Raw genomic sequence first — 23,745 nt, forward strand, 5'->3', positions numbered from 1 at the left:
ATGTTACCTCAAATTTAAAGTATTGGCAAGAAGCCGGAATGCGTTTATACAGCGCTCTGCAGCTCTTTGACCATCACTTTTTCCCCGTTTGAGTCCAGCTCTCCATTGAATCTAAAGCCGAATTTTTGATAAAGGCGCAGTGCGTGCACGTTATCTTCAAACAGGCTTAAATAAATCCGTCTGCAATCATATAATTGAGCGAGATGATGGATAAGGGCATCAAGCATCAATCTGCCCAATCCCCGTCCCTGGTATCGTTCATCAATGAAAAAACGGTCAAGCCACACTCTGCCGTTTTTATTTTCTTCATCATATTCCGGAAACCAGCCGTACATGGAAAAGCCGACCAACTCCCCGTCAACATAAAGGCCGGCCGGCTGATAATGCGGGCAATCCTCAGCATCTTGTAAACACTCTTCCGCAGTTTCAATAAATGAAGCCTGGCTTTCACTTACATGAAGCGCCAGTATATCGGTACGGTTTTCTTCCGTGACTGCTCTGATTTCAATCGTCATCCTTCATACTCCTCTTCCCTTTTTATGATGATCATCCAATGATCATCATAAAGGATATGGTTGCCATATCGTCAAGGAGGTATTATGAGCGAAGACGTCAAAAAATACTTCATAACGGTTGAATTCCAAAACTCTTCCATGAAAAAAACAAACCCTGTTCCGCTGCTTTCTCCGCCAGGGGGGAGAAAGCAGCGGAAAAACTGGGGGTTAATGAACTAGGTTTCTGTATTTGTGAAAACATAAAGATCGGAGGATGATTGAAAATGGAGCCAAAATGGCTTGAATGGGCAAAACAGCTTCAATCCGCGGCGCAAGCGGGGCTGGCTTATTCCAAAGACATATATGATATTGAGAGATTTGAAGAAATAAGAAAAATCAGCGTGGATATCATGGCGCATCATACCGGGACCGGCAAAGAGATCATACAAGACGTCTTCGCAGGGGACAGCGGGTATCCCACTCCGAAAGTTGATGTCAGAGCGGCAGTTTTTAAAGATCAGAGTATATTAATGGTGCAAGAGAAAAGCGACGGCAGATGGGCGCTGCCGGGCGGGTGGGCCGATATCGGGATTTCTCCGGGCGAAGCAGCTGTCAAAGAAGTAAAAGAGGAATCGGGCATCGACGTAAAGCCGGTCAAACTGTTAGCTGTAATGGATAAGAAATGCCATTCCCATCCGCCGTCCGCCGCCCACGTTTACAAAGTGTTTATCAAATGTGAGATCATCGGCGGACAGCTCAGGGAGGGAATGGAAACAAGCGCGGCCGCTTTTTTTGCAGAAACGGAGCTGCCGCCGCTGTCTGAAGCCCGCAATACGGAAAGTCAGATTGAAAGGATGTTTGCATATCTCAAACATCCGGACGAACCCGTTTATTTTGATTAAGGCAGCAAGCAGAAAAAAGAGAGAAACTGGTTCATAACCATTTCACTTATGAATGATCCGGCCTGTGATAGAGATGGTAAATCATCAGGCCGGGTTTTAAGAGTCTGCCTGTTTCGGTGTGGTGCGCCCCTTAAAAAACCGTTTTTGAAAAATCGATAATCCTGCGGGCAATTTCTGTCGGTTTTTCCTCGGGGACGTAATGGCCGCAGCCTTTTACCTCATATCCGCTGACTTCACGAATTGATTCTCTCCATGTGTCAAGCACGGGAAGGCCGGCTAAGTTCCCTTTTTCTCCCCACAGCAAAAGCGTGGGCACATCCAGTTTTTTCTGTGATTCCTTTTCTGAACGATATCTCGGCAAATCAATTTGATAAGCGGCTCTGTAGTCATTAAGCGCAGCTTGGACAGCGCCGGGCTGCTTCCAGGCGGCTAAGTACCGGTCCCAGGCGCCGTCTGATGTCAGCAGGTCAAAAAGCCCGTCACCTCTGCTTAATAAAAATCTAAGATATTCCTCTTCTTTTCCTCTTATTAATTCTTCCGGCAGATGGGGAACGACTTGAAATGTCCAGTGCCAGTATTTTTTTGCCGCTTCCGCTGCCGTCAGAGAATCATAGACGTATTCAGTCGGCATAATGTCAATGAGCACAAGGCCTGCCGCCAGCTCCGGAGCATCTAAAGCGAGCCGCCTTGCGACCCTGGCGCCTCTGTCATGCCCGGCAATTAACGCTTTTTGTATATGCAGGCGGCGCATCAGACCTTGTATATCGCTTGCCATCGTTTTGTTATCATAGCCGTTTATGCCGCCCGGCTTTTCAGAATCGCCGTAGCCCCTCAGATCAACAGCGATGACTCTATGAGAAGCGGCAAGCGTCGGAATCACATAACGCCACGTCACCCAGCTTTGCGGAAAGCCGTGCAGGAGAATGACGGGGGGAGCATCCTCCTTTCCCGCAAAGACGTAATGAAGGCGGATGCCATTTACCTCAATTGAATCATGGGTCACATGCTTTTCAAATTGTTCACGAAAAGAATCCATTTTCTCTCTCCTTATAAAATGTTAATTTTTTATTTGAGAAATAATAGCGGAAGTGACGTCTTCCGTTGAATGTTTTCCGCCGACATCCGGGGTCAGGACGCCGCTGTTTGTGACCGTTTCAATGGATTGCAGGAGCAGATTGCCCAGCTCCTCTTCTCCGAATGAATCGAGCATTAATTTTGCCGTCCATATTTGGCCGATAGGGTTGGCAATCCCTTTTCCGACAATATCCGGAGCGGAGCCGTGAACAGGCTCAAACATGGAAGGGTATTTGCCGTTTACATTGATGTTAGCGGCGGGAGCGATTCCGATGCTTCCCATAATCGCCGCCCCGATATCTGTCAGCACATCTCCGAACAGGTTTGAAGCGACAATGACATCGAAGCGCTCCGGGTGAGTGACAAAAAAGGCCGCCAGTGCGTCAATATGCTGCGAGTCCGTTTCAATCCCGGCATACTCCCGGCTGACCTCTTTAAAGATGTCATCCCAAAACGGCATCGAGTGAACAATACCGTTGGATTTCGTCGCGCTTGTGACGTGTTTCTTCCGATTTGCCGCCAGTTCAAAGGCATACCGCATCACTCTTTCCGTTCCTCTGCGGGAAAAGACCGCGTTTTGAATGGCGATTTCGTCTTCGCCCTGATACATTCTGCCGCCGACAGAGCTGTACTCGCCCTCACTGTTTTCCCGGACGACCAGCAGATCAAAATCCTTCGGGTTAACGAGAGGGGAAGTGATCCCCGGCAGCAGCTTCGCCGGCCGTACATTGATCACCTGTTCAAATTCCCGGCGTATCTTGATGAGCAGCCCCCACAGCGAAACATGATCGGGGACGAGCTTTTGATTCCCCACCGCTCCTAAAAACAAAGCATCAAAGTGCTGTAACGTTTCTAATCCATCATCCGGCATCATGGTTCCGTGCTCCAAGTAATACTCGCAGCTCCACGGAAAAGAAGTAAAATCGAATGCCATGCCCCCATGTAATTCGGCGATTGCGTTCAACACCCGCTCCGCTTGCGGAACGACTTCTTTTCCTACACCGTCCCCCGGTATGCTGGCAATCTTGTATGTTTTCATGTTCCATCCCCCCTGAATGAATTGTTTCGGTTTACGGCAGACCGTCGACCGTCGTTTGTTATAATTCCATATTACGCCATACTCGCTATGCTGACAAGCTCGGGAATGTTGCTTCCATAGATAAACTGTTATATGATCTTGGTAACAATAAGGCCTAAATTGTATGAAGAGGTAGGAAAGATGGATAACTTTAAATTAGATAAGCCAACCCCGTATTATCTGCAATTTTATTCCCAATTGAAAAAAATGATATTTGACGGGATTTTTAAACCGGGAGAACGGCTGAATGAAACACAGCTGGCCAAGGATTTCGGAGTCAGCCGGTCGCCGGTCAGAGAAGCGATGCGGCTCCTTGAAAAGGATGGGCTTCTGACGGCAGACGATCGAAACGGCTTTGTCATCTATTCTTTATCCGTAAAGGATGTTGAAGAGATTTATCAAATCAGAATGTCACTTGAATCACTGGCGGTCGAACTCGTCATTGATGAAGCGGCTGAGAGTGAAATTGAACTCATCGAAAAACAGCTGCGGGAGACGGAAGAAGCCATCCATAAAGGCGTCAAAGAGACGGAGATTATTTCCTTGAACGAAACGTTTCATCAGCTCCTTGTGGAGTTCAGCCATAACAGTCAGCTGGCCAAGCTGCTTGAGCATGTCAATGTGCTGATTCATTTTTGCAGAGTCCTTAATTTTAAAGGGGATGACCGTGCGGAAGTGATCTTACATGAGCACCGGAAAGTCTTTGAAGAAATAAAAAAAGGCGACAAAACAAAAGCCGTGCACTATATGACGGAGCATCTCAAGCACGATGCAGAACATCTGAAAGGCGTGCTGAAAGCACAAGAAACAGACGAATCATCACGATAGACAAGGCGAAAAGCCTTGTCTTTTTTTGGCGGTGTCATCAAACCGCCATGAAGACCTGACGGGTGTTTCTTGCATAATTTTTCCCGCATCATTTATGATGGATATGGAAAAAGCGCAAAAAAGGCAAAGGAGTTTGAAAAATGGCAAAACATATTCTCATGGTCAATTTTCCCGCAGAAGGACACGTAAACCCGACCCTCGGTATGACAAAGGCCTTCAGTGAACGGGGCGATCACGTTCATTATATCTCAACGGAAAAGTACAAAAGCAGGCTGGAAGGAGTAGGGGCGGAGGTTCACCTTCACCGCGATCTGCTCAGAATGACACCCATTGATCCTGACAGCCCGTCCGGCATACTGCCATTCTTAAAAATTCATATCAAAACGTCACTGGAGATTTTACATATTGTGCAGCGTCTGGCTGAGGACATTCAATTCGACGCCGTCTATTATGATAAATTCGGTGCGGGAGAGCTGGTGAGGGATTATCTCAACATTCCCGGCATCTCTTCTTCAGCATCCTTCCTGCTCAATGAAGACGGCCTGAAAACCCTCCCGCTCCATCCGGAATCGGGCGTGCCGTTTAAGCCGGACAGGGAATGTGAAGAGCTGTTGGCTGAGATGAAAGACAAATACGGCGTTGCTCCTGACAGCCTGATTCAATTTATGAACAACACGGGTGAACTGAACGTCGTCTATACAAGCAGATATTTTCAGCCCGAAAGCGAGACGTTCGGAGATGAGTATTTATTTATCAGTCCGAGTTTTCCGAAGAGAAAGGGGCACACCGACTTCCCGATTGATTCTTTAAAGGATGAAAAAGTCATTTATATTTCAATGGGGACAGTGCTCTGGGACACGGAAGCGTTTTTCAATCTGTGCATAGACGCGTTCTCAGATTTTGAAGGCAAGGTTGTCATCGCCGCCGGAGAAATAGCCGATCTGTCGAAAATCAAACAGGCGCCGGAAAACTTTATCATCGCTCCATACGTGCCGCAGCTTGAGGTGCTGGAGCAGGCTGACCTATTTGTTACACATGGCGGAATGAACAGTGTAAATGAAGGCATTCATTATCAAGTGCCGCTGGTCGTCATCCCGCATGATAAAGATCAGCCGATGATTGCACGCCGCCTGACTGAACTGAATGCCGGCTATACCGTGCAAAAAGATGAAATAAGCGCTGAAAAGTTAAAGCTTGCCGCAGAAGAAGTGCTGCATAACGGAAAATATAAACAAGGCATTCAAGCCATTAACGAAAGCTTTAAAGAATGCATGGACATGAAAGATGTCCTGGCCCGGATCGACCGGTTTATTGAACAAAAAAAATAATACACGAAAAAAGCCTGTTTCCGCTGTAAAAAGGGAAACAGGCTTTTTATAAAGACTCTTAGATGATGTGATGCTCTTCATTTGCGAGTTTGATAAGAGTCAGAAGAGATTCTGCCTCACGTGCGCCGAGTGTTTTTTCCAGACGGTCTTTTTCAAAGATCTGCTGGCCGAAGACATTCACGGACGCCTCATCTACTGTCGCGTGCCAGTCCTTTTGTGAATGATTCTCAGAAAAAGAGAAGACAAACACAGCAAAGACCGCTATAAGCATCGCCTTGATCCAAAATTTTTGCCGGTTTCCTGCTGTTGACATAGGCCGCCTCCTAAACGATCGTTTTACAGTATTAGATCATATATGAGCTGTTTTTAATAGAGTAAAGAAGTAATATTTTCAGGTAGTTCAAATGGTATGGAGAACAGCCGGATGCACGCGGGTCAGGCAGATGTTCCAATTCATAGTTTGTTCATATTTTATTAAAAGTTTATCCAACCCTGTCCTTTACAGTAGGTATAACCACAAACACACTGCTGAAAGGGGCCTGAAAATGCATATTCATATGATGAACAAAAACCAGTTTGAGAGTGATTTGGAGGCGGCAGGATTCAGCCGTCAGGCAGATGATATTATCGGCAAAATGAAAGAGTACGTAACGGAATGCGCGGCTTCATCCGAACGGTTCCTGATTGAAATTCAAACCGTCATGAACGAATACAAAGCTGTCGTCTGCGCGATGTTTTCAACTATGGAAATTGCCGGGGCCAAAAAAGATGAGAAGCATGTTGAATTCGAAGCCTGTACTGTATTGTGTGAATAAAAGATCCTCATAAAAACTCCGCGGCTTCTGATTATCATCGTATATTTACCGACTTGTTCCGGTTGAGGAAGAATATTGAAACTCATATAAAAGCCATTCGTATAAAAGAGAGATACAGTTTTTATATGGAGGGATCATAATGATGGATAAGAAAAAACAAGCTTTTGAACAGCTTTTCAGCACTTTAGACGGAAGGCATGAAATAAACGGAGCTGTTTTAGCGGCAGAAAACGGCCGCATTTTATATCAGGGTTCATTCGGCACTGCAGAACTGGAAACAAACAGGATGCTGAATGACCGCTCTGTCTTTGAATTGGCCTCAGTATCGAAGCCGTTTACTGCTCTCGGGATTATGAAGTTAGAGCAGCAGGGCAAGCTGCGGTATGACGATATGGTAGAGCGGTGGCTTCCTGATTTTCCTTATCCGGGCATTACCATTCGGCATTTACTTCATCATACGTCAGGATTGCCGGATTATATGGAGCTGTTCTTAACACATTGGGACCGGGACAGAATTGCCGTTAATCAAGATGTGATTGATATGCTTAAGCAGCATAAACCGGATGCTTATTTCCCGCCGGGTAAGGGGTGGCTTTATAGTAATACGGGGTATGTTGTGTTAGCGGTTATGATTGAAATTGTATCAGGCATGAGTTTTGCTGCATTTATGAAGCAAGCTGTATTTCGTCCGCTCCGTATGAACGATACTCGGGTTTATAACAGAAGGCTGAGTAAAGAAAACATCCCGAACTATGCATATGGCTATGTCTATGATGTGCATTCCGGAGAGTATGTCCTGCCTGATGAACTTGAGGAAACCAATTATGTCGTCTTCCTTGACGGTATTCAAGGTGATGGAACCGTTAACTCCGCGATAAGAGATTTATATCTGTTTGATCAGGCTCTTTATACGGAAGAAATCATCAGCAAAGAGACGAAAGACCAAGCTTTTACACCTGGCTATTGGAATGAAGAAGAGCACTTCGGGTATGGATTTGGCTGGATGATTCAAAACAGCCCCCAAAAAGGGAAGGTTGTCAGTCACGACGGAGGCTGGCCGGGCTATTCAACTCTGATGATCCGTTATATTGACTACAATAAAACATTGATCTATCTCAGCAATATGGAACAACCGTATCAATTTGAACAAGCTGTGATTGCCGCTGCTGTAAACATCTTATTTGATCAGCCATACGAGATTCCGAAACGTCCGGCGGATCAGAAAAAAGCAGACATCGATCCTGCGATTTACAGCAGATTTATCGGTGATTACTCATTTCAGGATGATACCCATGCATCGGTGGCGGTAAAAGAAAATCGATTGTATCTTACTATAGACGGGCAGACACCATTCGAATTATTCCCAATGACGGAAACCCGTTATTTTGTCCGGGCGCTGCCGCTTGAAATTGAATTTGCCGGTGATAAAGCCCAAGCGGCCTCACATTTCGTTTTATATCAAGACGGCACAGAAGAAACCGCTCTGCGAATAGACTGAGTGACATACAAAAAAACCGCCGTCCTGAGAAGACGGCGGTAATAGAAAAGTCAAACCCCTTTGATGACGCGAAATTTTCTTTTCGGCTCTGACATAAAGATAGAAGAGAAAATCATAGCTCCGAGCATGGTGATGTATTCCATATAAAGTGAAACCTCTGCCAAAATCAAACCTGCAACCATTAAAACAGCACCCAATACCACCGCAAAAACCTTTGTTTTCATGATGAGTTCCCCCTATTATCTGATAATGGAATTATACTGCATTTCCATTAATGTGTACATTTTGTGAACAATTTCACCTGACGAAAGGCAATGAAGAGAGATTTGAAGAATTAGGAGAGATGACCGGCTGCAATTCATCTTCTGTTTTACTGACGAACCGAAAGGGAAAAGTAAAAAATCAAAAAGGCAAAGGAGTTCTTGAAATGAAAGCAAGATTATTTTTATTCAGCATGTTTCTCCTCATTCCCGTCCTGGCGCTTGCCGGATGCAACAGCCAATCTTCAGGAGGAAGCGAAAAAGCGAAAGACAAAGAAACGCACGCTCACGAAGACATGAATCACTCAGGTTCATCCGAGGTGCCGAAAGGTTTAAAGAAGGCCGAAAATCCGACTTATAAAGTCGGCAGTGACGTCATGATTTTAGCTTCTCATATGAAGGGCATGAAAAATGCGCAAGGAACCGTAACAGGTGCTTATGATACAACGGTTTACAGTGTATCTTACACGCCGACAACGGGAGGAAAGCGCGTTAAAGATCATAAATGGGTCATTCAGGAAGAATTAAAGGGCGCCGGTGATAAGACGTTAAAGCCAGGTGACAAGGCCGTCATCGAGGCATCCCATATGAAAGGCATGAAGGGCGCTGAAGCCGTCATTGATTCAGCCAAAAAGACAACCGTTTATATGGTCGACTATACATCGACGGACGGCGGCCAAAAAGTAACCAACCATAAATGGGTCACAGAAGACGAACTTTCCGCCGCAAAATAAAAAAAGACCGCAAAAGCCGAAGGAACTCCTTTGGCTTTTTTGCGGTTTCACACTTATGCGGATTTTCTTTTCAAAGCAGGTCTCGTTAAAGAAAACACGGCTAACGCGACAGCGATAATGACAATCAAACCGCCGCACCAGGCGGTAGCTGTGACAGAACCCGTTTGTCTGATCACGCCGCCGCCGATGGCTGACCCGAGCGCAATGCCGATTTGCAAAGCGGATGTATTGAAGCTTTGCTGAATATCGGAAGACTCAGGCGCAATTTTGATCAAATAACTTTGCTGCGCCGGCGCAAGGCTCCAGCTGAGCAATCCCCAGATCACCATCGCAGGCAGGAAAATGATTAAAGAAACCGTTGACAGCGGAAGGATAAACAGGATCAAAGCGAAAGAAACAGTCACAAGCATGATGCTTTTAAATGATCCCAAACGGTCATACAGCCAGCCGCCGAACGGTCCGCCGCATACCGCTGACAGGCCGAACAAAAAGTAGCATACACTGACCCAAACGGAACTCAAATGAAGCGTTGTTTCCAAAAAAGGCGCAAAGTAGGCATAGAGTGTGTAATGCCCAGCCAGTGTAAACAAGGTGACAAGATGTGCGCTGGCAATTTTGGCGTTCCAGACCGTTTTGATCTGCTCACGAAACGGAATCATTTTTTCAGCAGGTATTTTTTCAAAAAAGACGCTGATAATCAGCATGGAAACAAGCGATAATACGCCGATTCCCAAAAACAGAACGCGCCATCCGAAAGCATTGCTGATGATAATGCCGACAGGCACGCCTAAAGCGATTGCGGAGCTGAAGCCCATGAAAATGATGCCGATCGCCCGCGCTCTGTATTCCGGCGCTACGATTTTAGGGGCAATCGTTAAAGATAGGACGACAATCAGTCCCGTACTCATGGAAGCGAGCACCCGTGACACCATAAGCACGGCGAAATTGGGACTGAAATAAGCGACCAGATTACTCAGGAAGAAAACAAAAAGTGCGATTAAATAAAGCCGCTTTCGTTCAGCTTTTGCCGTCACTGCCAAAAGCAGCGGGCCGGATACCGCGTAACCGAGCGCAAATACGCTGATCAGCTGCCCTGCGCTGACGATGGATATATCTAAGTCGGAAGCGATTTGCGGGAGAATACCGCCCACAATTAATTCAACCAATCCGACTGCAATAGTAGATGCTGCAAGCAGAAATACTTTGAAATTCATGTACAGATACTCCTTTTTTTATTTTTTAGAAAATAAAAAATCCTGATTACAAAAAGTGTGCGGGACAATTTTTTGTAATCAGGATTTTACGGTTCCTGGTAGACACCCTCAAACCATATCATTGAGGTTATACAATGTATACAATATTCGTTTGTGTCCGTTTCTGCAAAGAATTCTACCATAATAGTGAGAGAGATTCCATAGAAAATTCGAGGAAATCCTTTCAATTTCAATAGCGGCGGCTGTAATGTCATTGATGGAGCAGAAAAAAAATTATGATAACCGTAAGGAGTCTATACAGATCAAACATTACACAGCCTGAGGAAACCGATGAATAAGTACGAAAAAATCGCCAACAAAATGAGAACGAGGATTAAAAGCAGTGTTTATGACATAGATCAGCCGCTCCCTGATGAAAAGACGCTCGCAATGGAGTTCGGGTGCAGCCGGATGACCCGATATTAGAAGTCGGAACATGCAGGTTTTTTGGACAACGGCACTTCATTTTCCCGCTGCCGCCATGACAAGTTTGTCGTGACCTCAGTCCATATAAAACGTTCATAAAAGCGACGAAGGGTGAGAGAAAAACTCACTCTTTTTTTGTTGCAGCTGTTTACACCTTCGTTTACTTTATGTTATGTTATCCAATGATAGAATCATCCTACAAATTACAGAGGTGTTCTGATGGAAATATCCAAAACAAGCAGACTGTCGCTCGTAGAACAAGTGGTGGCGCAAATTGAATCGTTAATACAATCGGATAAATGGCCGGTCGGGACGCGCATTCCTCCTGAGCTGGATTTAATGAAGCAATTTGATGTGAGCCGAAACACATTGCGTGAGGCCATTCGGGCGCTCGTACATGCCGGCCTTCTTCAGACTAGGCAGGGGAGCGGTACGTATGTCAGCTCATCCAGTGTCCTCGGCGCTGCATTTTACCGCCATATAAAAAAATCAAATTTGCTTGAAACATTAGAAGTCAGATACGCACTTGAGAGAGAAGCCGCACGATTGGCGGCCCAAAGGCGTAATGACGAAGACCTTAAAGCACTGAAGGCATGCCTGGATGAATGTGAGGCGGCCTTGCAAAATGAAGATCGAAAACGGTATGCCGAAGCTGACATTAATCTGCACAAAACAATTGTACAGGCGGCCCATAACAACATGCTTTCTGATCTATACGAGCATATGACAGAGGCGCTTTGTGCGTCAGTCCATAATCTCTTGGAAATTACGCCTGCTATCCGGATCCACACCCAGCTTGCCGCTGCGATTGCCGGACAGAAACCGGATGAGGCCATGGAGGCCGTCAACCAATACATCACAGTATTTAAAGATACAATACACATGGAGGATGAACATGAAAATTGAAGACGAACATCAAGTGCTGCAAGCAAGTCAGCGTAAAAAACTGATATTGCTGGTTATCGGAGTCATATTGATAGGGGCTAACCTCAGAGCGCCTCTGACATCGGTCGGGCCGCTCGTCTCCTCAATTCGGGACAGCCTCGGCATGACCAATGCGGCTGCCGGCACCATTACGACAGTGCCTCTTTTGGCATTTGCATGTCTGTCGCCGTTTGTTCCTTTATTGTCCCGGCGCTTCGGGACCGAGATTGTTTTACTGTCATCATTAATTGTCCTGACAGCCGGAACTCTGCTGCGCTCCATCGCCGGAATCGGCACTCTCTTTTTCGGAACGATCCTGTTGGGATTGTCGATCGCCGTATGTAACGTCCTGCTGCCGGGTCTCATCAAACATAAGTTTCCCGGAAATTTAGGCGTCATGACCGGCGTCTACTCTGTTTCTATGAATCTGTGCGGTGCGATTGCATCCGGCATCAGCGTGCCGATCGCCTCCTCAGCGGGGTTAGGCTGGAAAGGCGCGCTCGGCTGCTGGGCTATCCTTTCTTTCATTGCGTTCGTCATGTGGATTCCGCAAATGCGAGGACGCGAACTGCCCGTCCGCACGACTGGGACAAACGGAGAGAAGAAAAGCAGTCTGCTGCGGTCTCCGCTGGCTTGGAAGGTGACGTTGTTCATGGGGCTGCAATCCCTTATTTTTTACACCATCATCGCTTGGCTGCCGGAAATTCTTCAGCAGAATGGACTCAGCTCAAGTAAGGCGGGATGGATGCTTTCATTAATGCAATTCTCAGTCCTGCCAATTACTTTTATCGTGCCGATCGCTGCCGCTAAAATGAAAAACCAACGCGCACTCGCCGGACTGACGGCTTTATTTTTCCTTATCGGGATTGCCGGCGTTCTTTTCGGAAGCCCGGCTCTCACTCCGCTATGGGTCATTTTGATCGGAATTGCGGGAGGCTGTGCGTTCAGTCTGGCAATGATGTTCTTCAGCCTGCGGACTCGGCATGTCCATGAAGCCGCGGCGCTTTCGGGAATGGCCCAGTCATTCGGATATTTGCTTGCCGCGTTCGGACCGCTCGTATTCGGCCTGCTGCATGATATCACGCACGGCTGGACGGTTCCGTTATTCATGCTGATCGCGGTCTCCGTTCTGATTTTCATTTTCGGTGTCGGAGCCGGAAAAGCTGAACAGATCAAAACAGCATAAAAAAACAAAGGGCCCGCTTAGGGTCCTTTGTTTTTTATTTAAAAAGCTTTCTCAGGCCGTCACGTTGTCAGTTTTAAGCCGATGACACCGATGAGGATAAGCCCCAGAGACACCAATTGTGACAGATTGAATTTTTCTTTAAACCAAAGTATGCCCACGGCCGAAACGCCGATGCTTCCCATGCCGGTCCAAGCCGCATACGCGACACCTGTGGGAAGAACCTTCATCGCTCCGGAAAGGCAAAAGAATGAAAGCATAAAGCCTGTTACCATGACAATCAGCGGCCACTTTTTTTTAAAACCGTCAATATGTTTCATGGCAGCGGCCGCTACAACTTCCTCCGCTCCGGCAATAAATAACAGCAGCCATGCCATTAATGTTCACCCCTTGTTTTGTTTTCTTTCGTAAATACCTTCATTCCTAAAATGCCGGACAACAGCAAAGTTAAAAAGAAGATTTGCCCGATTGAAAAAGGTTCTCCTAAAATGACGCCCGTTACATATGTGCCGACGGTGCCTATTCCGACAAAAACGGTGTATGCGGCAGCCATCGGTATTTTTTTATAAGAACGGATCAGCATCAGGAAGCTGACAGCAATCAGCAGGAAAATACCAATCCAATCAAAGAGCGAATCCGCATGCTTCAGGGCGGACGCCCAAACTACTTCTAACAGTCCGGCTATCAGTACAAGCAGCCAATACATTTACAGTCACCTCAGTTATGAATGAATGTCAGTCATTTTTATGGCGGTCAAAAATGATCGGTCTCTGCCAATCATTTCTGCAAGCTTCTTTTGAGAAAGCTGAATATTTCTTTTTTATATACTTCGAGATCGACATCCTGTTCACAGCCGATATAAAACCGTTCAGCTGCGTTCTCGACAACATTGATAATCGTTCTGGCCGTCCATCTGACATGAATGCCGCTGTTGACTTCACCCTGCTCAATGGCCGTATTGATGACGCCTTCCAGCCAGGAATAATAAGGCTGATAAATGGCCTCCCATTTTTCCATTGAGTGATCGATGGCAAGACCGGAATAACAGAGAACGATAATATCTTTATGAAGCCGGGTGATGTGAAATGTTTCATCTACCAAAATGTCCAGCAACGTCCAAAAATCTTCAGAACCGTCCGTTTTCCCTTTTATTCTGTCCAGTGTAGTGTCGAGCAGGTTTTCTGCAATCGCGGATATCAGCGCGTTTTTAGAAGAAAAATATAAGTAAAACGTCCCTTGGGCCGTTCCGGCTTTTTTGACGATTTCTGAAATGGATGCTTTGTCTAATCCTTTTTCAGAAATGACTTCAATTGCGGCTTGCAGGATCTTTTCATATTTTCCCGAGCTTTGTTTTGCCAATAGAGGGGTTCCTCCTTTTGTGAATGACTGTCATTCATTTTATCGCACATTCGCTTTTTTGTCATCCCTTAAAATAAAAATACCGGAAAGAAGACCATGCTTCTTTCCGGCGCTCATCATTTATCACTGTCGATCATAGCCTTCGGCAGTCCCGTATATTTTGCCCAGTAATAAATACCGAGCGAACCGATGGCGATCAGAATCAGGTCAAGCGGATTGCTGATAATGCCCAATCCGTGGCCGAACGAGCCGAGATAGGAGAAAATCAGCATCATGACATAAAAGCCGACGATCCACCATGCTGATTTCAGCTGCTGGCGTATGCTGACATCATCTTTGGGAGCATATTTACTGAAACAGAGGTAGATCAGAAACATGACAATTTGAGAACCGAGAAGCCAAGATACGGTGCGCCATCCGGACCAATATACAATATAAGAAGTGAAAATAAACGACAGCGGCCCGATGATGCTCATCCCTTTTAAATAAAACGGTCTGTTAATCTCCTTGGCGTTCACCCTCAGCGCCGCTGAAGAAATCGGCGCAATCGCATAAGACAGAATCAATGCGACGGAGCACACGTTGACGAGAGCGTTCCAAGATGGGAACGGCAGCGTCCAAAAAACAGACAGACCGAACGAAAGCCAAAGGGAGGCACGCGGTGTCCCGGTTTCTTTATTGACTTTAGAAAAGGTGCTGAATAAAGTTCCGTTTCTGGCCCAGGCGTAGACGAGACGTGAAGTCGTATTCATAAAGATATTACCGTTACCGCCCGGTGATAAAATCGCATCTAAAATAACCAATGTCGCCAGCCACCCTAATCCGAGCAAAACGGCGATATCTTTGAACGGAAGAGAGAATTCAGTCCCGATAGCCGGCCATCCGTGCTTCAGGGTATCCGCCGGAATCGCCCCGATAAAAGTGAGCTGCAGCACGGTGTAAATAATAGTAGAAACGATAATACAGACAATCAATGCGATCGGAATGTTCCGCTTCGGATTCTGCACTTCACTTGCGACAGCCACAATCGGGTGCAGCCCAAGATAGGCGAACATGACGCCGCCGGTAGAAATCGCGGCTTGAATTCCGGTGAAACCAAAAGGCGCGAATCCGTGAACGGTCATATTGCCCGGGTGAAAATGAAAAATCAGTACTATAATAACCGTAATCGGAACGACATATTTAAAAATCGAAATAATGAAGTTTGCTTTTGCAAAGGTTTTGACACTCCAGTAATTGAGGAGGAAGAACAGACAGAGCAGCGCAAATTGCAATATCCACCCGGCAATTGTCGGTGAGTCAGAACCTTTCACGGTCAACCCGGGAAACCAATACGCCACGTATTGGCGGACTGCCGTAACTTCTATAGAAATAAGGCTCGTGTAGGCCACAATGGTGACAAAGGAAATTAAATATCCGACCAGGTGTCCGTGTGAATATACGGGATACCGGATAATTCCCCCGGTCCGCGGCAGCGCTGCGCCCAGTTCCGCATAAACTAAGCCGATCAATAAGATGATTCCCCCGCCGACCAGCCAGGAAAAAATGCCTGATGGGCCCGCTTTAGAGGCGACGTTACTGACGGCAAACAGCCATGCTGAACCGAATATGGCTCCCATGCCGATTAAAATAAGATCAAAAAGTGACATAGATTTCTGGAAGTTTCCCTGCTTAGACATTCGCTGCCTCCTTATAAGACATGTTCTATTTACATAATTCCCATTATCATTCGAACATACCCAGCCGGCCGGCTGGAAAATTAGGACAGCTTTCGATGCTGAAGTATGTACATCAGTATGCTCAAATCATAATGGAGTGACTTGATACGGCCGCATGTCAAGATCTCCCCGCTTATATTCCCCGTTTTGCTCACGTTCAAACCTTACATCTATAAAAATAAAAAAACGCCCGAAGCAGGCGTTTTTTTATTACAAGTTCATATCTTTCAGTCCGGGGCTGTGCTCATTCGGAAGCTCAGGAAGTTCCGGCACAGGGAACCCTTTAGGCGGCTCAGACACACTTAATTCGCCGCCGTTTCGGCTCGGCGTCTGTCCTTGCAGAATTTCTCCGATCCGTGTCGGATCCAGTCTGAAATTAAATTGGGTATTATGATATCCCATCTCAACGAATTTACGGCACTCCGGATATTTTTCAATGTCATAATTCGGCACGGGGAATAATTTGCCCCATTCAACACCCAGTGTTTCCAGCGCTTTTGTAAAAGCATTTTGATGAGCATTGTCACGGACAATCAGGAAACCGAGTGTTTCTCTGAACGTCTGGTTAGAACTCATCTCATAAATGCGCGTTTTCTGCAGCACGCCGGTTGATTCCAGCACGACATTGTCCAATAAGTCGGCAATCAGATTACCGTGATTGTAGACCCAAGAGCCATTCCATGGATTGCCGCTTGCATCTGCAGGCAGAGAACTTTGCGCCCCGATAATGTAATGGTGCGGATTGGCATGCTTCACCGCTTCGTCAATCGGCGCCTGATCTGAAGCCTGATTTCCGGGGCCCTCAGCCCCGCTTTCATCGAGCAGCGCATTAATCGTATGCTGGACGAGCTCAACGTGTGCAATTTCTTCTAAAAATACGCCGCGAAGCAGGTCGCGGAACTGCTTTTCTTTTCCCCTGAAATTAGAGCTTTGGAAAAAGTATTGCATCATCGTCCGCATTTCTCCGTAGTGCCCGCCTAAAATTTCCTGAAGCACCTTGGCGGCGGCTGGATCCGGCTTGTCCGGCTTAATGATATTGATCAGTTCTTCTTTGTAATAATACATGAACAGCGCCCCCTGAAATCAGTTTTCGGTTCTTCTGTTAGTGTCTTAGCAAAGTCGGTTTTTATGTATTGGCAGCAAAAAAAGGACGGAAAGTGTGTCCCGTCCTTTTGCGTTAAGCCTCGACCGCCCCGCGGAGCTTCGTGTTGACAAGCCCGTTCCATCCTTGATCCATCGTACTGTGAATCTCCGAGCTTTTCCGATTGACTTTATTGATGACAGCATCCGGCTCTTTCCATCCGCCGTGAATGAGAGTGAATTCCGTATCTCCGCTTTCCGTTTCTTTCAAGACAAAAGAAACGATCCAGCCCTCCGTATCCCATGAAAAAGAAAGACGGTACGGCGCTTCGATATCCAGCACCTTGCACGGAGACGGACCGAATGGAGATTCCAGCTGAAACTCACTGTCTTCTTGAGGAGTGAAATCATTCGGCATAAACCAGAGAGACAGTCCGTCCGCAGTGGAGACCGTATCCCAGACCACTTGCAGCGGCGCCTTGAAAACGGCGGTATGAATAATGTCCGGTAATGTTTGATTACTGCTGTTGTTATTTTTGTTATCATTGTTTTGTTTATCAGACATGCTGCTAACCACTCTTTCGCTGTTTTTTCTTTTGATCATACTACACGGGGCAGGACATTTGAAAATAAATCAAACTTATTTTATGCTTTTTCAAAGCCATTCAATACATTTTAAGGAGACATAGTGATGACAGATCAATTTAAAGCGTTAGTAGTCGATCAACGTGAAGACCGGTTTTCAGTCAGCGTACAGGAGCTCGCAGTTCAGGACCTTCCCGAGGGTGAAGTACTGATTAAGGTTTGCTATTCAGGCGTGAATTACAAAGACAGCTTGGCTGCCATTCCTGACGGCAAGATCGTAACCTCGTATCCTTTCGTGCCGGGAATTGATTTAGCGGGAATCGTCGTTTCCTCAGATGACGCCCGTTTTAAAGAAGGAGACAAAGTCATTGCGACAAGCTACGGCATAGGCGTCTCCCACTTTGGCGGCTATAGCGGGATGGCCCGCATTCCGGCAGATTGGATCGTGCCGCTGCCTGAAGGTCTGACTCTTAAAGAAGCCATGACGATCGGAACCGCCGGCTTTACGGCCGCATTGTCCGTTCAGCGGCTTGAGGAAAACCATGCCGCCCCTGAAAAAGGGAAAGTGCTGGTGACGGGAGCAACAGGAGGCGTCGGAAGCTTTGCGGTTTCCATTCTTTCTTCATTAGGCTATGACGTAGAGGCCAGTACCGGAAAAGAAGAAGAAAGCGGCTATCTGAAGAGTCTCGGTGCGAAATCGGTTATTCACCGTGACGAAGTTTACAACGGCACGTTAAAACCGATGCAAAAACAAAAATGGGCTGCGGCCGTCGATCCGATCGGAGGTGAGCCGCTTGCTTCAGTTCTCAGCCAGATTCAGTACGGCGGAACAGTTGCAGTGAGCGGACTGACAGCGGGAACGAAACTCCCGGCTACGGTCTTCCCGTTTATTTTGCGCGGCGTCAGCCTCCTGGGAATTGATTCCGTATTCTGTCCCATGGACACAAGAAAGAAAACATGGCAGCGTCTGGCTGAAGATTTCAAGCCAGCGGATCTCGAGGCCTTTATTCAAAAGGAAATTACACTTGAGGAACTGCCGAACACGCTTCCTGCTCTCTTAAAAGGAAAAGCGAGAGGGAGAACGATCGTTAAACTGAACGAAGAATAAACAAAAACCCCCGATCAGCAGTTGGGGGTTTTTTCATTATATAATCATTTGTTGATTAAAACTGAGATGATTATTGAGTATATTATGAACGTAAGCTTATTTTAAACAAATATTGATTATATGTAGATCATATTAAGAAAATCTTTGAAATTATCTGAAATATTTATTGACTGAAATCGCTTTTAAAATTAAGATAATAACATAAGTGCTAATAATATCATTACAACTTAACTAAAAAATAACTATAAAGTAACAATTCGACGAAAGGAGAGAGCGAATATAAATGATAAATGATGACGCTTTCGAGTGATTTTTTATATAGAAGCTGTTTTGAATTGTCGAAACGTGGGTAAGACATTATAGGCGTAAATATAGATAACTGAATATTCGGTTTATATCTCTGTATAAAAACTGGGAGGATTTGAAGATGAATAAAAATAGCAGCCAGTATTCATTTTTGAGAACCATCATTTTAGTATCGACGTTCGGGGGGCTTCTTTTCGGTTACGATACAGGTGTAATTAATGGAGCGCTGCCGTTTATGGCGGAAGCTGACCAGCTTAATCTTACGGCGCTGACTGAAGGCATGGTGGCAAGCTCTCTTCTCTTGGGAGCTGCGATCGGCGCAGTTTTCGGAGGGCGGCTGTCGGACTATAACGGCAGACGTAAAAATATCCTTTTCCTTGCCGTTTTGTTCTTTGCGGCGACGCTGGGATGTACACTGGCGCCTAACGTATCGGTTATGATTATCTCTCGTTTTCTGCTGGGGCTTGCTGTCGGGGGAGCTTCCGTAACAGTTCCGGCATACTTGGCTGAAATGTCGCCGGCGGAAAGCCGGGGGAGAATGGTTACCCAAAATGAACTGATGATTGTAACGGGCCAGCTGCTTGCCTTCACGTGTAATGCCATCATCGGCAATGTGCTCGGTGATACGTCTCACGCTTGGCGTTACATGCTCGTTATCGCGGCTCTTCCGGCGGTATTCTTGTTTTTCGGTATGCTGAAAGTTCCTGAAAGTCCGCGCTGGTTGGTTTCTAAAGGAAGAAAAGAAGATGCTTTGCGTGTTCTCCGGAGAATACGGAATGACGAGAAAGCAAAGTCAGAACTCGCCGAGATTGAATCTGCTTTTCATAAGGAAGCGGAGATGGAGCGGGCGACATTTAAGGACCTTGCCGTTCCGTGGGTGCGCCGCATTGTATTTATCGGAATCGGAATTGCGGTAGTGCAGCAGCTCACCGGCGTAAATTCAATTATGTACTATGGAACTCAAATACTAAAAGATGCCGGCTTCCAAACAAAAGCTGCATTGATCGGCAATATCGCTAACGGTGTGATTTCCGTGCTTGCGACGTTTGTGGGCATATGGCTTCTCGGCAGAGTCGGCCGGCGCCCGATGCTGATGACGGGGCTGATCGGAACGACTGCCGTGCTGCTGCTGATCGGCATTTTATCTGTCGTGCTGAAAGGATCCCCTTCCCTTCCTTATGTAGTTCTTACGTTAACCGTCACTTTCCTTGCGTTTCAGCAGGGAGCGGTTTCTCCTGTGACCTGGCTGATGCTGTCGGAGATATTCCCGCTTCGATTGCGGGGGCTTGGTATGGGAGTCACTGTCTTCTGTCTTTGGATCGCGAACTTCCTTGTCGGTTTAACTTTCCCGGTTCTGCTCGCAAGCATCGGACTGTCTGCAACCTTCTTTATTTTTGTTCTGTTAGGAATAGCGTCCGTCATATTCGTGAAAAGGTTCCTGCCGGAAACAAAAGGTCTGTCGCTTGAACAGCTTGAACAAAACTTCCGTACTTATGAAAAACCAGAGCGAAAAAGTGCAGAGGTCAAGGTGAGCGGGTAATCAAGAGAGATGCAGGGTTCTTAGGAATCCTGTTTTTTATTTTCTATATATATATAGAAGGAAGTAATAAGCGAGAAAAAACTTTTGTAAAAGTGTTGACGCGATTTAAGGGGCATGGTATATTAGTAAACGTCGCTGATGAACAAAGCGATCACGCTAAAAGAGAAAATGAGCTTTTGAAAAAAGACTTTACAAATTATTAGAAACGTGTATAATAAATGAGGTTGAGAAAACAACTTCAAAAAGAAATAAAAAACACTTGACATCATCTCTGATTGATAGTATGATAGTTAAGTCGCCTGATAAGCGCCCGTAGCTCAATTGGATAGAGCGTTTGACTACGGATCAAAAGGTTAGGGGTTCGACTCCTCTCGGGCGCGCCAATTTAAAATGCGGGTGTAGTTTAGTGGTAAAACCTCAGCCTTCCAAGCTGATGTCGTGAGTTCGATTCTCATCACCCGCTCCATTATAATGATCTTTGAAAACTAAACAAGACAAAACGTACCTGTTAATTCAAAGTTTTAAATAAATCGCACAGCGATGTGCGTAGTCAGTCAAACTAAGGTCTGCACGATGCAGATCACACAGACGTTACTGCAGGATGCAGTGAACTTAGTCTGTGATCCATTTATCGGAGAGTTTGATCCTGGCTCAGGACGAACGCTGGCGGCGTGCCTAATACATGCAAGTCGAGCGGACAGATGGGAGCTTGCTCCCTGATGTTAGCGGCGGACGGGTGAGTAACACGTGGGTAACCTGCCTGTAAGACTGGGATAACTCCGGGAAACCGGGGCTAATACCGGATGGTTGTTTGAACCGCATGGTTCAGACATAAAAGGTGGCTTCGGCTACCACTTACAGATGGACCCGCGGCGCATTAGCTAGTTGGTGAGGTAACGGCTCACCAAGGCGACGATGCGTAGCCGACCTGAGAGGGTGATCGGCCACACTGGGACTGAGACACGGCCCAGACTCCTACGGGAGGCAGCAGTAGGGAATCTTCCGCAATGGACGAAAGTCTGACGGAGCAACGCCGCGTGAGTGATGAAGGTTTTCGGATCGTAAAGCTCTGTTGTTAGGGAAGAACAAGTGCCGTTCAAATAGGGCGGCACCTTGACGGTACCTAACCAGAAAGCCACGGCTAACTACGTGCCAGCAGCCGCGGTAATACGTAGGTGGCAAGCGTTGTCCGGAATTATTGGGCGTAAAGGGCTCGCAGGCGGTTTCTTAAGTCTGATGTGAAAGCCCCCGGCTCAACCGGGGAGGGTCATTGGAAACTGGGGAACTTGAGTGCAGAAGAGGAGAGTGGAATTCCACGTGTAGCGGTGAAATGCGTAGAGATGTGGAGGAACACCAGTGGCGAAGGCGACTCTCTGGTCTGTAACTGACGCTGAGGAGCGAAAGCGTGGGGAGCGAACAGGATTAGATACCCTGGTAGTCCACGCCGTAAACGATGAGTGCTAAGTGTTAGGGGGTTTCCGCCCCTTAGTGCTGCAGCTAACGCATTAAGCACTCCGCCTGGGGAGTACGGTCGCAAGACTGAAACTCAAAGGAATTGACGGGGGCCCGCACAAGCGGTGGAGCATGTGGTTTAATTCGAAGCAACGCGAAGAACCTTACCAGGTCTTGACATCCTCTGACAATCCTAGAGATAGGACGTCCCCTTCGGGGGCAGAGTGACAGGTGGTGCATGGTTGTCGTCAGCTCGTGTCGTGAGATGTTGGGTTAAGTCCCGCAACGAGCGCAACCCTTGATCTTAGTTGCCAGCATTCAGTTGGGCACTCTAAGGTGACTGCCGGTGACAAACCGGAGGAAGGTGGGGATGACGTCAAATCATCATGCCCCTTATGACCTGGGCTACACACGTGCTACAATGGGCAGAACAAAGGGCAGCGAAACCGCGAGGTTAAGCCAATCCCACAAATCTGTTCTCAGTTCGGATCGCAGTCTGCAACTCGACTGCGTGAAGCTGGAATCGCTAGTAATCGCGGATCAGCATGCCGCGGTGAATACGTTCCCGGGCCTTGTACACACCGCCCGTCACACCACGAGAGTTTGTAACACCCGAAGTCGGTGAGGTAACCTTTATGGAGCCAGCCGCCGAAGGTGGGACAGATGATTGGGGTGAAGTCGTAACAAGGTAGCCGTATCGGAAGGTGCGGCTGGATCACCTCCTTTCTAAGGATTTTAACGGAATATAAGACCTTGGGTCTTATAAACAGAACGTTCCCTGTCTTGTTTAGTTTTGAAGGATCATTCGATTCTTCGAGATAATGTTCTTTGAAAACTAGATAACAGAAGTAATTCACATTCAATTGTAATGCAAGATATCACGTAGTGATTCTTTTTAACGGTTAAGTTAGAAAGGGCGCACGGTGGATGCCTTGGCACTAGGAGCCGATGAAGGACGGGACGAACACCGATATGCTTCGGGGAGCTGTAAGCAAGCTTTGATCCGGAGATTTCCGAATGGGGAAACCCACCACTCGTAATGGAGTGGTATCCATATCTGAATACATAGGATATGAGAAGGCAGACCCGGGGAACTGAAACATCTAAGTACCCGGAGGAAGAGAAAGCAAATGCGATTCCCTGAGTAGCGGCGAGCGAAACGGGATCAGCCCAAACCAAGAGGCTTGCCTCTTGGGGTTGTAGGACACTCTGTACGGAGTTACAAAGGAACGAGGTAGATGAAGAGGTCTGGAAAGGCCCGCCATAGGAGGTAACAGCCCTGTAGTCAAAACTTCGTTCTCTCCTGAGTGGATCCTGAGTACGGCGGAACACGTGAAATTCCGTCGGAATCCGGGAGGACCATCTCCCAAGGCTAAATACTCCCTAGTGACCGATAGTGAACCAGTACCGTGAGGGAAAGGTGAAAAGCACCCCGGAAGGGGAGTGAAACAGATCCTGAAACCGTGTGCCTACAAGTAGTCAGAGCCCGTTAACGGGTGATGGCGTGCCTTTTGTAGAATGAACCGGCGAGTTACGATCCCGTGCAAGGTTAAGCAGAAGATGCGGAGCCGCAGCGAAAGCGAGTCTGAATAGGGCGCATGAGTACGTGGTCGTAGACCCGAAACCAGGTGATCTACCCATGTCCAGGGTGAAGTTCAGGTAACACTGAATGGAGGCCCGAACCCACGCACGTTGAAAAGTGCGGGGATGAGGTGTGGGTAGGGGTGAAATGCCAATCGAACCTGGAGATAGCTGGTTCTCTCCGAAATAGCTTTAGGGCTAGCCTCAAGGTAAGAGTCT

Annotated in this window: 22 protein-coding genes, 2 tRNA genes, 2 rRNA genes, 2 pseudogenes and 1 riboswitch (1 of these 29 only partly in view); of the genes and pseudogenes, 16 read left to right on the forward strand and 12 right to left on the reverse strand. The window is 46.9% G+C overall.

Annotated elements, in window-relative coordinates; genetic code table 11:
* Positions 1–44 precede the first annotated feature (44 nt).
* A complete protein-coding gene (locus tag ABDB98_RS02890; RefSeq protein ID WP_438421307.1) occupies positions 45–515 on the reverse strand; it encodes a GNAT family N-acetyltransferase in 471 nt (156 codons plus the stop codon).
* Positions 516–778: 263 nt separating this feature from the next.
* On the opposite strand from ABDB98_RS02890, the gene ABDB98_RS02895 reads away from it, so the two are divergent.
* Positions 779–1,396 (forward strand): NUDIX hydrolase, encoded by a 618-nt coding sequence (locus ABDB98_RS02895; protein ID WP_438421309.1) that lies wholly within the window; start codon positions 779–781, stop codon positions 1,394–1,396.
* 130 nt (positions 1,397–1,526) lie between these two features.
* Here ABDB98_RS02895 and ABDB98_RS02900 read toward each other — a convergent pair whose 3' ends face one another.
* A complete protein-coding gene (locus ABDB98_RS02900) occupies positions 1,527–2,432 on the reverse strand; it encodes an alpha/beta fold hydrolase (protein WP_438421311.1) in 906 nt (301 codons plus the stop codon).
* A gap of 21 nt (positions 2,433–2,453) precedes the next feature.
* Entirely contained in the window at positions 2,454–3,509 is a 1,056-nt protein-coding gene (locus ABDB98_RS02905; protein WP_060963455.1) for a tartrate dehydrogenase, read from the reverse strand.
* 180 nt (positions 3,510–3,689) lie between these two features.
* On the opposite strand from ABDB98_RS02905, the gene ABDB98_RS02910 reads away from it, so the two are divergent.
* Both ABDB98_RS02910 and ABDB98_RS02915 read left to right on the forward strand, forming a co-directional pair.
* A complete protein-coding gene (locus tag ABDB98_RS02910; RefSeq protein ID WP_029575258.1) occupies positions 3,690–4,376 on the forward strand; it encodes a GntR family transcriptional regulator in 687 nt (228 codons plus the stop codon).
* A gap of 140 nt (positions 4,377–4,516) precedes the next feature.
* Positions 4,517–5,704: a macrolide family glycosyltransferase gene (locus tag ABDB98_RS02915; protein WP_438421313.1), complete on the forward strand. Its 1,188-nt coding sequence runs from the start codon at positions 4,517–4,519 to the stop codon at positions 5,702–5,704.
* 58 nt (positions 5,705–5,762) lie between these two features.
* On the opposite strand, the gene ABDB98_RS02920 is transcribed toward ABDB98_RS02915, so the two are convergent.
* The gene (locus ABDB98_RS02920; RefSeq protein ID WP_438421314.1) at positions 5,763–6,017 is read right to left on the reverse strand and encodes a hypothetical protein; all 255 of its coding nucleotides are present in this window, start codon (positions 6,015–6,017) and stop codon (positions 5,763–5,765) included.
* A 232-nt stretch (positions 6,018–6,249) separates the two neighbouring features.
* Between ABDB98_RS02920 and ABDB98_RS02925 the strand changes: the two genes are divergently transcribed.
* Together ABDB98_RS02925 and ABDB98_RS02930 are read left to right on the forward strand one after the other, a co-directional pair.
* Positions 6,250–6,519, forward strand: a complete 270-nt coding sequence (locus ABDB98_RS02925; protein ID WP_047478256.1) for a hypothetical protein — start codon at positions 6,250–6,252, stop codon at positions 6,517–6,519.
* Positions 6,520–6,658: 139 nt separating this feature from the next.
* Entirely contained in the window at positions 6,659–8,017 is a 1,359-nt protein-coding gene (locus tag ABDB98_RS02930; protein ID WP_438421316.1) for a serine hydrolase domain-containing protein, read from the forward strand.
* Positions 8,018–8,067: 50 nt separating this feature from the next.
* Here ABDB98_RS02930 and ABDB98_RS02935 read toward each other — a convergent pair whose 3' ends face one another.
* A complete protein-coding gene (locus ABDB98_RS02935) occupies positions 8,068–8,241 on the reverse strand; it encodes a hypothetical protein (RefSeq protein WP_016937085.1) in 174 nt (57 codons plus the stop codon).
* A 203-nt stretch (positions 8,242–8,444) separates the two neighbouring features.
* Between ABDB98_RS02935 and ABDB98_RS02940 the strand changes: the two genes are divergently transcribed.
* A complete protein-coding gene (locus ABDB98_RS02940) occupies positions 8,445–9,011 on the forward strand; it encodes a YdhK family protein (RefSeq protein ID WP_045926971.1) in 567 nt (188 codons plus the stop codon).
* 53 nt (positions 9,012–9,064) lie between these two features.
* Here the strand turns inward: ABDB98_RS02940 and ABDB98_RS02945 are convergent, their stop codons facing one another.
* A complete protein-coding gene (locus ABDB98_RS02945; RefSeq protein ID WP_016937083.1) occupies positions 9,065–10,225 on the reverse strand; it encodes an MFS transporter in 1,161 nt (386 codons plus the stop codon).
* Positions 10,226–10,280: 55 nt separating this feature from the next.
* A riboswitch (purine riboswitch) is annotated at positions 10,281–10,380 on the reverse strand.
* 175 nt (positions 10,381–10,555) lie between these two features.
* On the opposite strand from ABDB98_RS02945, the pseudogene ABDB98_RS02950 reads away from it, so the two are divergent.
* The 4 genes and pseudogenes from ABDB98_RS02950 to ABDB98_RS02965 form a co-directional block, all read left to right on the forward strand.
* Positions 10,556–10,681: pseudogene (locus ABDB98_RS02950) on the forward strand (GntR family transcriptional regulator); the annotation flags it as partial.
* Positions 10,675–10,789 (forward strand): annotated as a pseudogene (locus ABDB98_RS02955) (GntR family transcriptional regulator); the annotation flags it as partial. The pseudogenes ABDB98_RS02950 and ABDB98_RS02955, both read left to right, overlap by 7 nt.
* 120 nt (positions 10,790–10,909) lie before the next feature.
* Complete coding sequence (locus tag ABDB98_RS02960) at positions 10,910–11,596, forward strand: FadR/GntR family transcriptional regulator (protein ID WP_438421318.1); 687 nt, start codon at positions 10,910–10,912, stop codon at positions 11,594–11,596.
* Positions 11,586–12,800, forward strand: coding sequence for a CynX/NimT family MFS transporter (locus ABDB98_RS02965; protein ID WP_438421321.1), 1,215 nt, complete (start codon positions 11,586–11,588; stop codon positions 12,798–12,800). The genes ABDB98_RS02960 and ABDB98_RS02965 overlap by 11 nt, the downstream gene beginning before the upstream one ends.
* A gap of 59 nt (positions 12,801–12,859) precedes the next feature.
* Here ABDB98_RS02965 and ABDB98_RS02970 read toward each other — a convergent pair whose 3' ends face one another.
* From ABDB98_RS02970 to ABDB98_RS02995, 6 genes are all read right to left on the reverse strand, one after another.
* The gene (locus ABDB98_RS02970) at positions 12,860–13,174 is read right to left on the reverse strand and encodes a DMT family transporter (protein WP_438421323.1); all 315 of its coding nucleotides are present in this window, start codon (positions 13,172–13,174) and stop codon (positions 12,860–12,862) included.
* Complete coding sequence (locus tag ABDB98_RS02975; protein WP_438421325.1) at positions 13,174–13,503, reverse strand: DMT family transporter; 330 nt, start codon at positions 13,501–13,503, stop codon at positions 13,174–13,176. The genes ABDB98_RS02970 and ABDB98_RS02975 overlap by 1 nt, the downstream gene beginning before the upstream one ends.
* Positions 13,504–13,574: 71 nt before the next feature.
* The gene (locus tag ABDB98_RS02980) at positions 13,575–14,156 is read right to left on the reverse strand and encodes a TetR family transcriptional regulator (protein ID WP_060963446.1); all 582 of its coding nucleotides are present in this window, start codon (positions 14,154–14,156) and stop codon (positions 13,575–13,577) included.
* A 116-nt stretch (positions 14,157–14,272) separates the two neighbouring features.
* Positions 14,273–15,835: an APC family permease gene (locus tag ABDB98_RS02985; RefSeq protein WP_438421328.1), complete on the reverse strand. Its 1,563-nt coding sequence runs from the start codon at positions 15,833–15,835 to the stop codon at positions 14,273–14,275.
* Positions 15,836–16,084: 249 nt separating this feature from the next.
* Positions 16,085–16,939, reverse strand: coding sequence for a manganese catalase family protein (locus ABDB98_RS02990; protein WP_060963444.1), 855 nt, complete (start codon positions 16,937–16,939; stop codon positions 16,085–16,087).
* 112 nt (positions 16,940–17,051) lie between these two features.
* Entirely contained in the window at positions 17,052–17,519 is a 468-nt protein-coding gene (locus tag ABDB98_RS02995) for an SRPBCC family protein (RefSeq protein ID WP_269774458.1), read from the reverse strand.
* A 126-nt stretch (positions 17,520–17,645) separates the two neighbouring features.
* Between ABDB98_RS02995 and ABDB98_RS03000 the strand changes: the two genes are divergently transcribed.
* The 6 genes from ABDB98_RS03000 to ABDB98_RS03025 all read left to right on the forward strand — a co-directional run.
* Complete coding sequence (locus ABDB98_RS03000; RefSeq protein WP_438421331.1) at positions 17,646–18,647, forward strand: NADPH:quinone oxidoreductase family protein; 1,002 nt, start codon at positions 17,646–17,648, stop codon at positions 18,645–18,647.
* Positions 18,648–19,074: 427 nt separating this feature from the next.
* Positions 19,075–20,493, forward strand: a complete 1,419-nt coding sequence (locus ABDB98_RS03005) for a sugar porter family MFS transporter (protein ID WP_438421332.1) — start codon at positions 19,075–19,077, stop codon at positions 20,491–20,493.
* A gap of 306 nt (positions 20,494–20,799) precedes the next feature.
* Positions 20,800–20,876, forward strand: a tRNA-Arg gene (locus tag ABDB98_RS03010).
* Positions 20,877–20,885: 9 nt separating this feature from the next.
* A tRNA-Gly gene (locus ABDB98_RS03015) sits at positions 20,886–20,959 on the forward strand.
* Between the two features lie 162 nt (positions 20,960–21,121).
* Positions 21,122–22,671: ribosomal RNA gene (locus ABDB98_RS03020) — 16S ribosomal RNA — on the forward strand.
* Positions 22,672–22,845: 174 nt separating this feature from the next.
* Positions 22,846–23,745, forward strand: a 23S ribosomal RNA gene (locus tag ABDB98_RS03025) (it continues 2,029 nt past the right edge of the window).
* The 16S and 23S rRNA genes sit together here with 2 tRNA genes alongside, the layout of an rRNA operon.

This window comes from Bacillus siamensis, assembly GCF_051628075.1.
Classification (GTDB): Bacteria; Bacillota; Bacilli; order Bacillales; family Bacillaceae; genus Bacillus; species Bacillus siamensis.

What these genes read in the sequence shown, in the direction of transcription:
- ABDB98_RS02910 (WP_029575258.1), top strand. Translation starts at nt 3,690, where the DNA reads ATGGATAACTTTAAATTAGATAAGCCAACCCCGTATTATCTGCAATTT.
- ABDB98_RS02970 (WP_438421323.1), bottom strand. Translation starts at nt 13,174, where the DNA reads ATGGCATGGCTGCTGTTATTTATTGCCGGAGCGGAGGAAGTTGTAGCG.
- ABDB98_RS02990 (WP_060963444.1), bottom strand. Translation starts at nt 16,939, where the DNA reads ATGTATTATTACAAAGAAGAACTGATCAATATCATTAAGCCGGACAAG.
- ABDB98_RS02900 (WP_438421311.1), bottom strand. Translation starts at nt 2,432, where the DNA reads ATGGATTCTTTTCGTGAACAATTTGAAAAGCATGTGACCCATGATTCA.
- ABDB98_RS02890 (WP_438421307.1), bottom strand. Translation starts at nt 515, where the DNA reads ATGACGATTGAAATCAGAGCAGTCACGGAAGAAAACCGTACCGATATA.
- ABDB98_RS02915 (WP_438421313.1), top strand. Translation starts at nt 4,517, where the DNA reads ATGGCAAAACATATTCTCATGGTCAATTTTCCCGCAGAAGGACACGTA.
- ABDB98_RS02895 (WP_438421309.1), top strand. Translation starts at nt 779, where the DNA reads ATGGAGCCAAAATGGCTTGAATGGGCAAAACAGCTTCAATCCGCGGCG.
- ABDB98_RS03005 (WP_438421332.1), top strand. Translation starts at nt 19,075, where the DNA reads ATGAATAAAAATAGCAGCCAGTATTCATTTTTGAGAACCATCATTTTA.
- ABDB98_RS02945 (WP_016937083.1), bottom strand. Translation starts at nt 10,225, where the DNA reads ATGAATTTCAAAGTATTTCTGCTTGCAGCATCTACTATTGCAGTCGGA.
- ABDB98_RS02985 (WP_438421328.1), bottom strand. Translation starts at nt 15,835, where the DNA reads ATGTCTAAGCAGGGAAACTTCCAGAAATCTATGTCACTTTTTGATCTT.
- ABDB98_RS02940 (WP_045926971.1), top strand. Translation starts at nt 8,445, where the DNA reads ATGAAAGCAAGATTATTTTTATTCAGCATGTTTCTCCTCATTCCCGTC.
- ABDB98_RS02920 (WP_438421314.1), bottom strand. Translation starts at nt 6,017, where the DNA reads ATGTCAACAGCAGGAAACCGGCAAAAATTTTGGATCAAGGCGATGCTT.
- ABDB98_RS02965 (WP_438421321.1), top strand. Translation starts at nt 11,586, where the DNA reads ATGAAAATTGAAGACGAACATCAAGTGCTGCAAGCAAGTCAGCGTAAA.
- ABDB98_RS02995 (WP_269774458.1), bottom strand. Translation starts at nt 17,519, where the DNA reads ATGTCTGATAAACAAAACAATGATAACAAAAATAACAACAGCAGTAAT.
- ABDB98_RS02925 (WP_047478256.1), top strand. Translation starts at nt 6,250, where the DNA reads ATGCATATTCATATGATGAACAAAAACCAGTTTGAGAGTGATTTGGAG.
- ABDB98_RS02960 (WP_438421318.1), top strand. Translation starts at nt 10,910, where the DNA reads ATGGAAATATCCAAAACAAGCAGACTGTCGCTCGTAGAACAAGTGGTG.
- ABDB98_RS02905 (WP_060963455.1), bottom strand. Translation starts at nt 3,509, where the DNA reads ATGAAAACATACAAGATTGCCAGCATACCGGGGGACGGTGTAGGAAAA.
- ABDB98_RS03000 (WP_438421331.1), top strand. Translation starts at nt 17,646, where the DNA reads ATGACAGATCAATTTAAAGCGTTAGTAGTCGATCAACGTGAAGACCGG.
- ABDB98_RS02930 (WP_438421316.1), top strand. Translation starts at nt 6,659, where the DNA reads ATGATGGATAAGAAAAAACAAGCTTTTGAACAGCTTTTCAGCACTTTA.
- ABDB98_RS02935 (WP_016937085.1), bottom strand. Translation starts at nt 8,241, where the DNA reads ATGAAAACAAAGGTTTTTGCGGTGGTATTGGGTGCTGTTTTAATGGTT.
- ABDB98_RS02975 (WP_438421325.1), bottom strand. Translation starts at nt 13,503, where the DNA reads ATGTATTGGCTGCTTGTACTGATAGCCGGACTGTTAGAAGTAGTTTGG.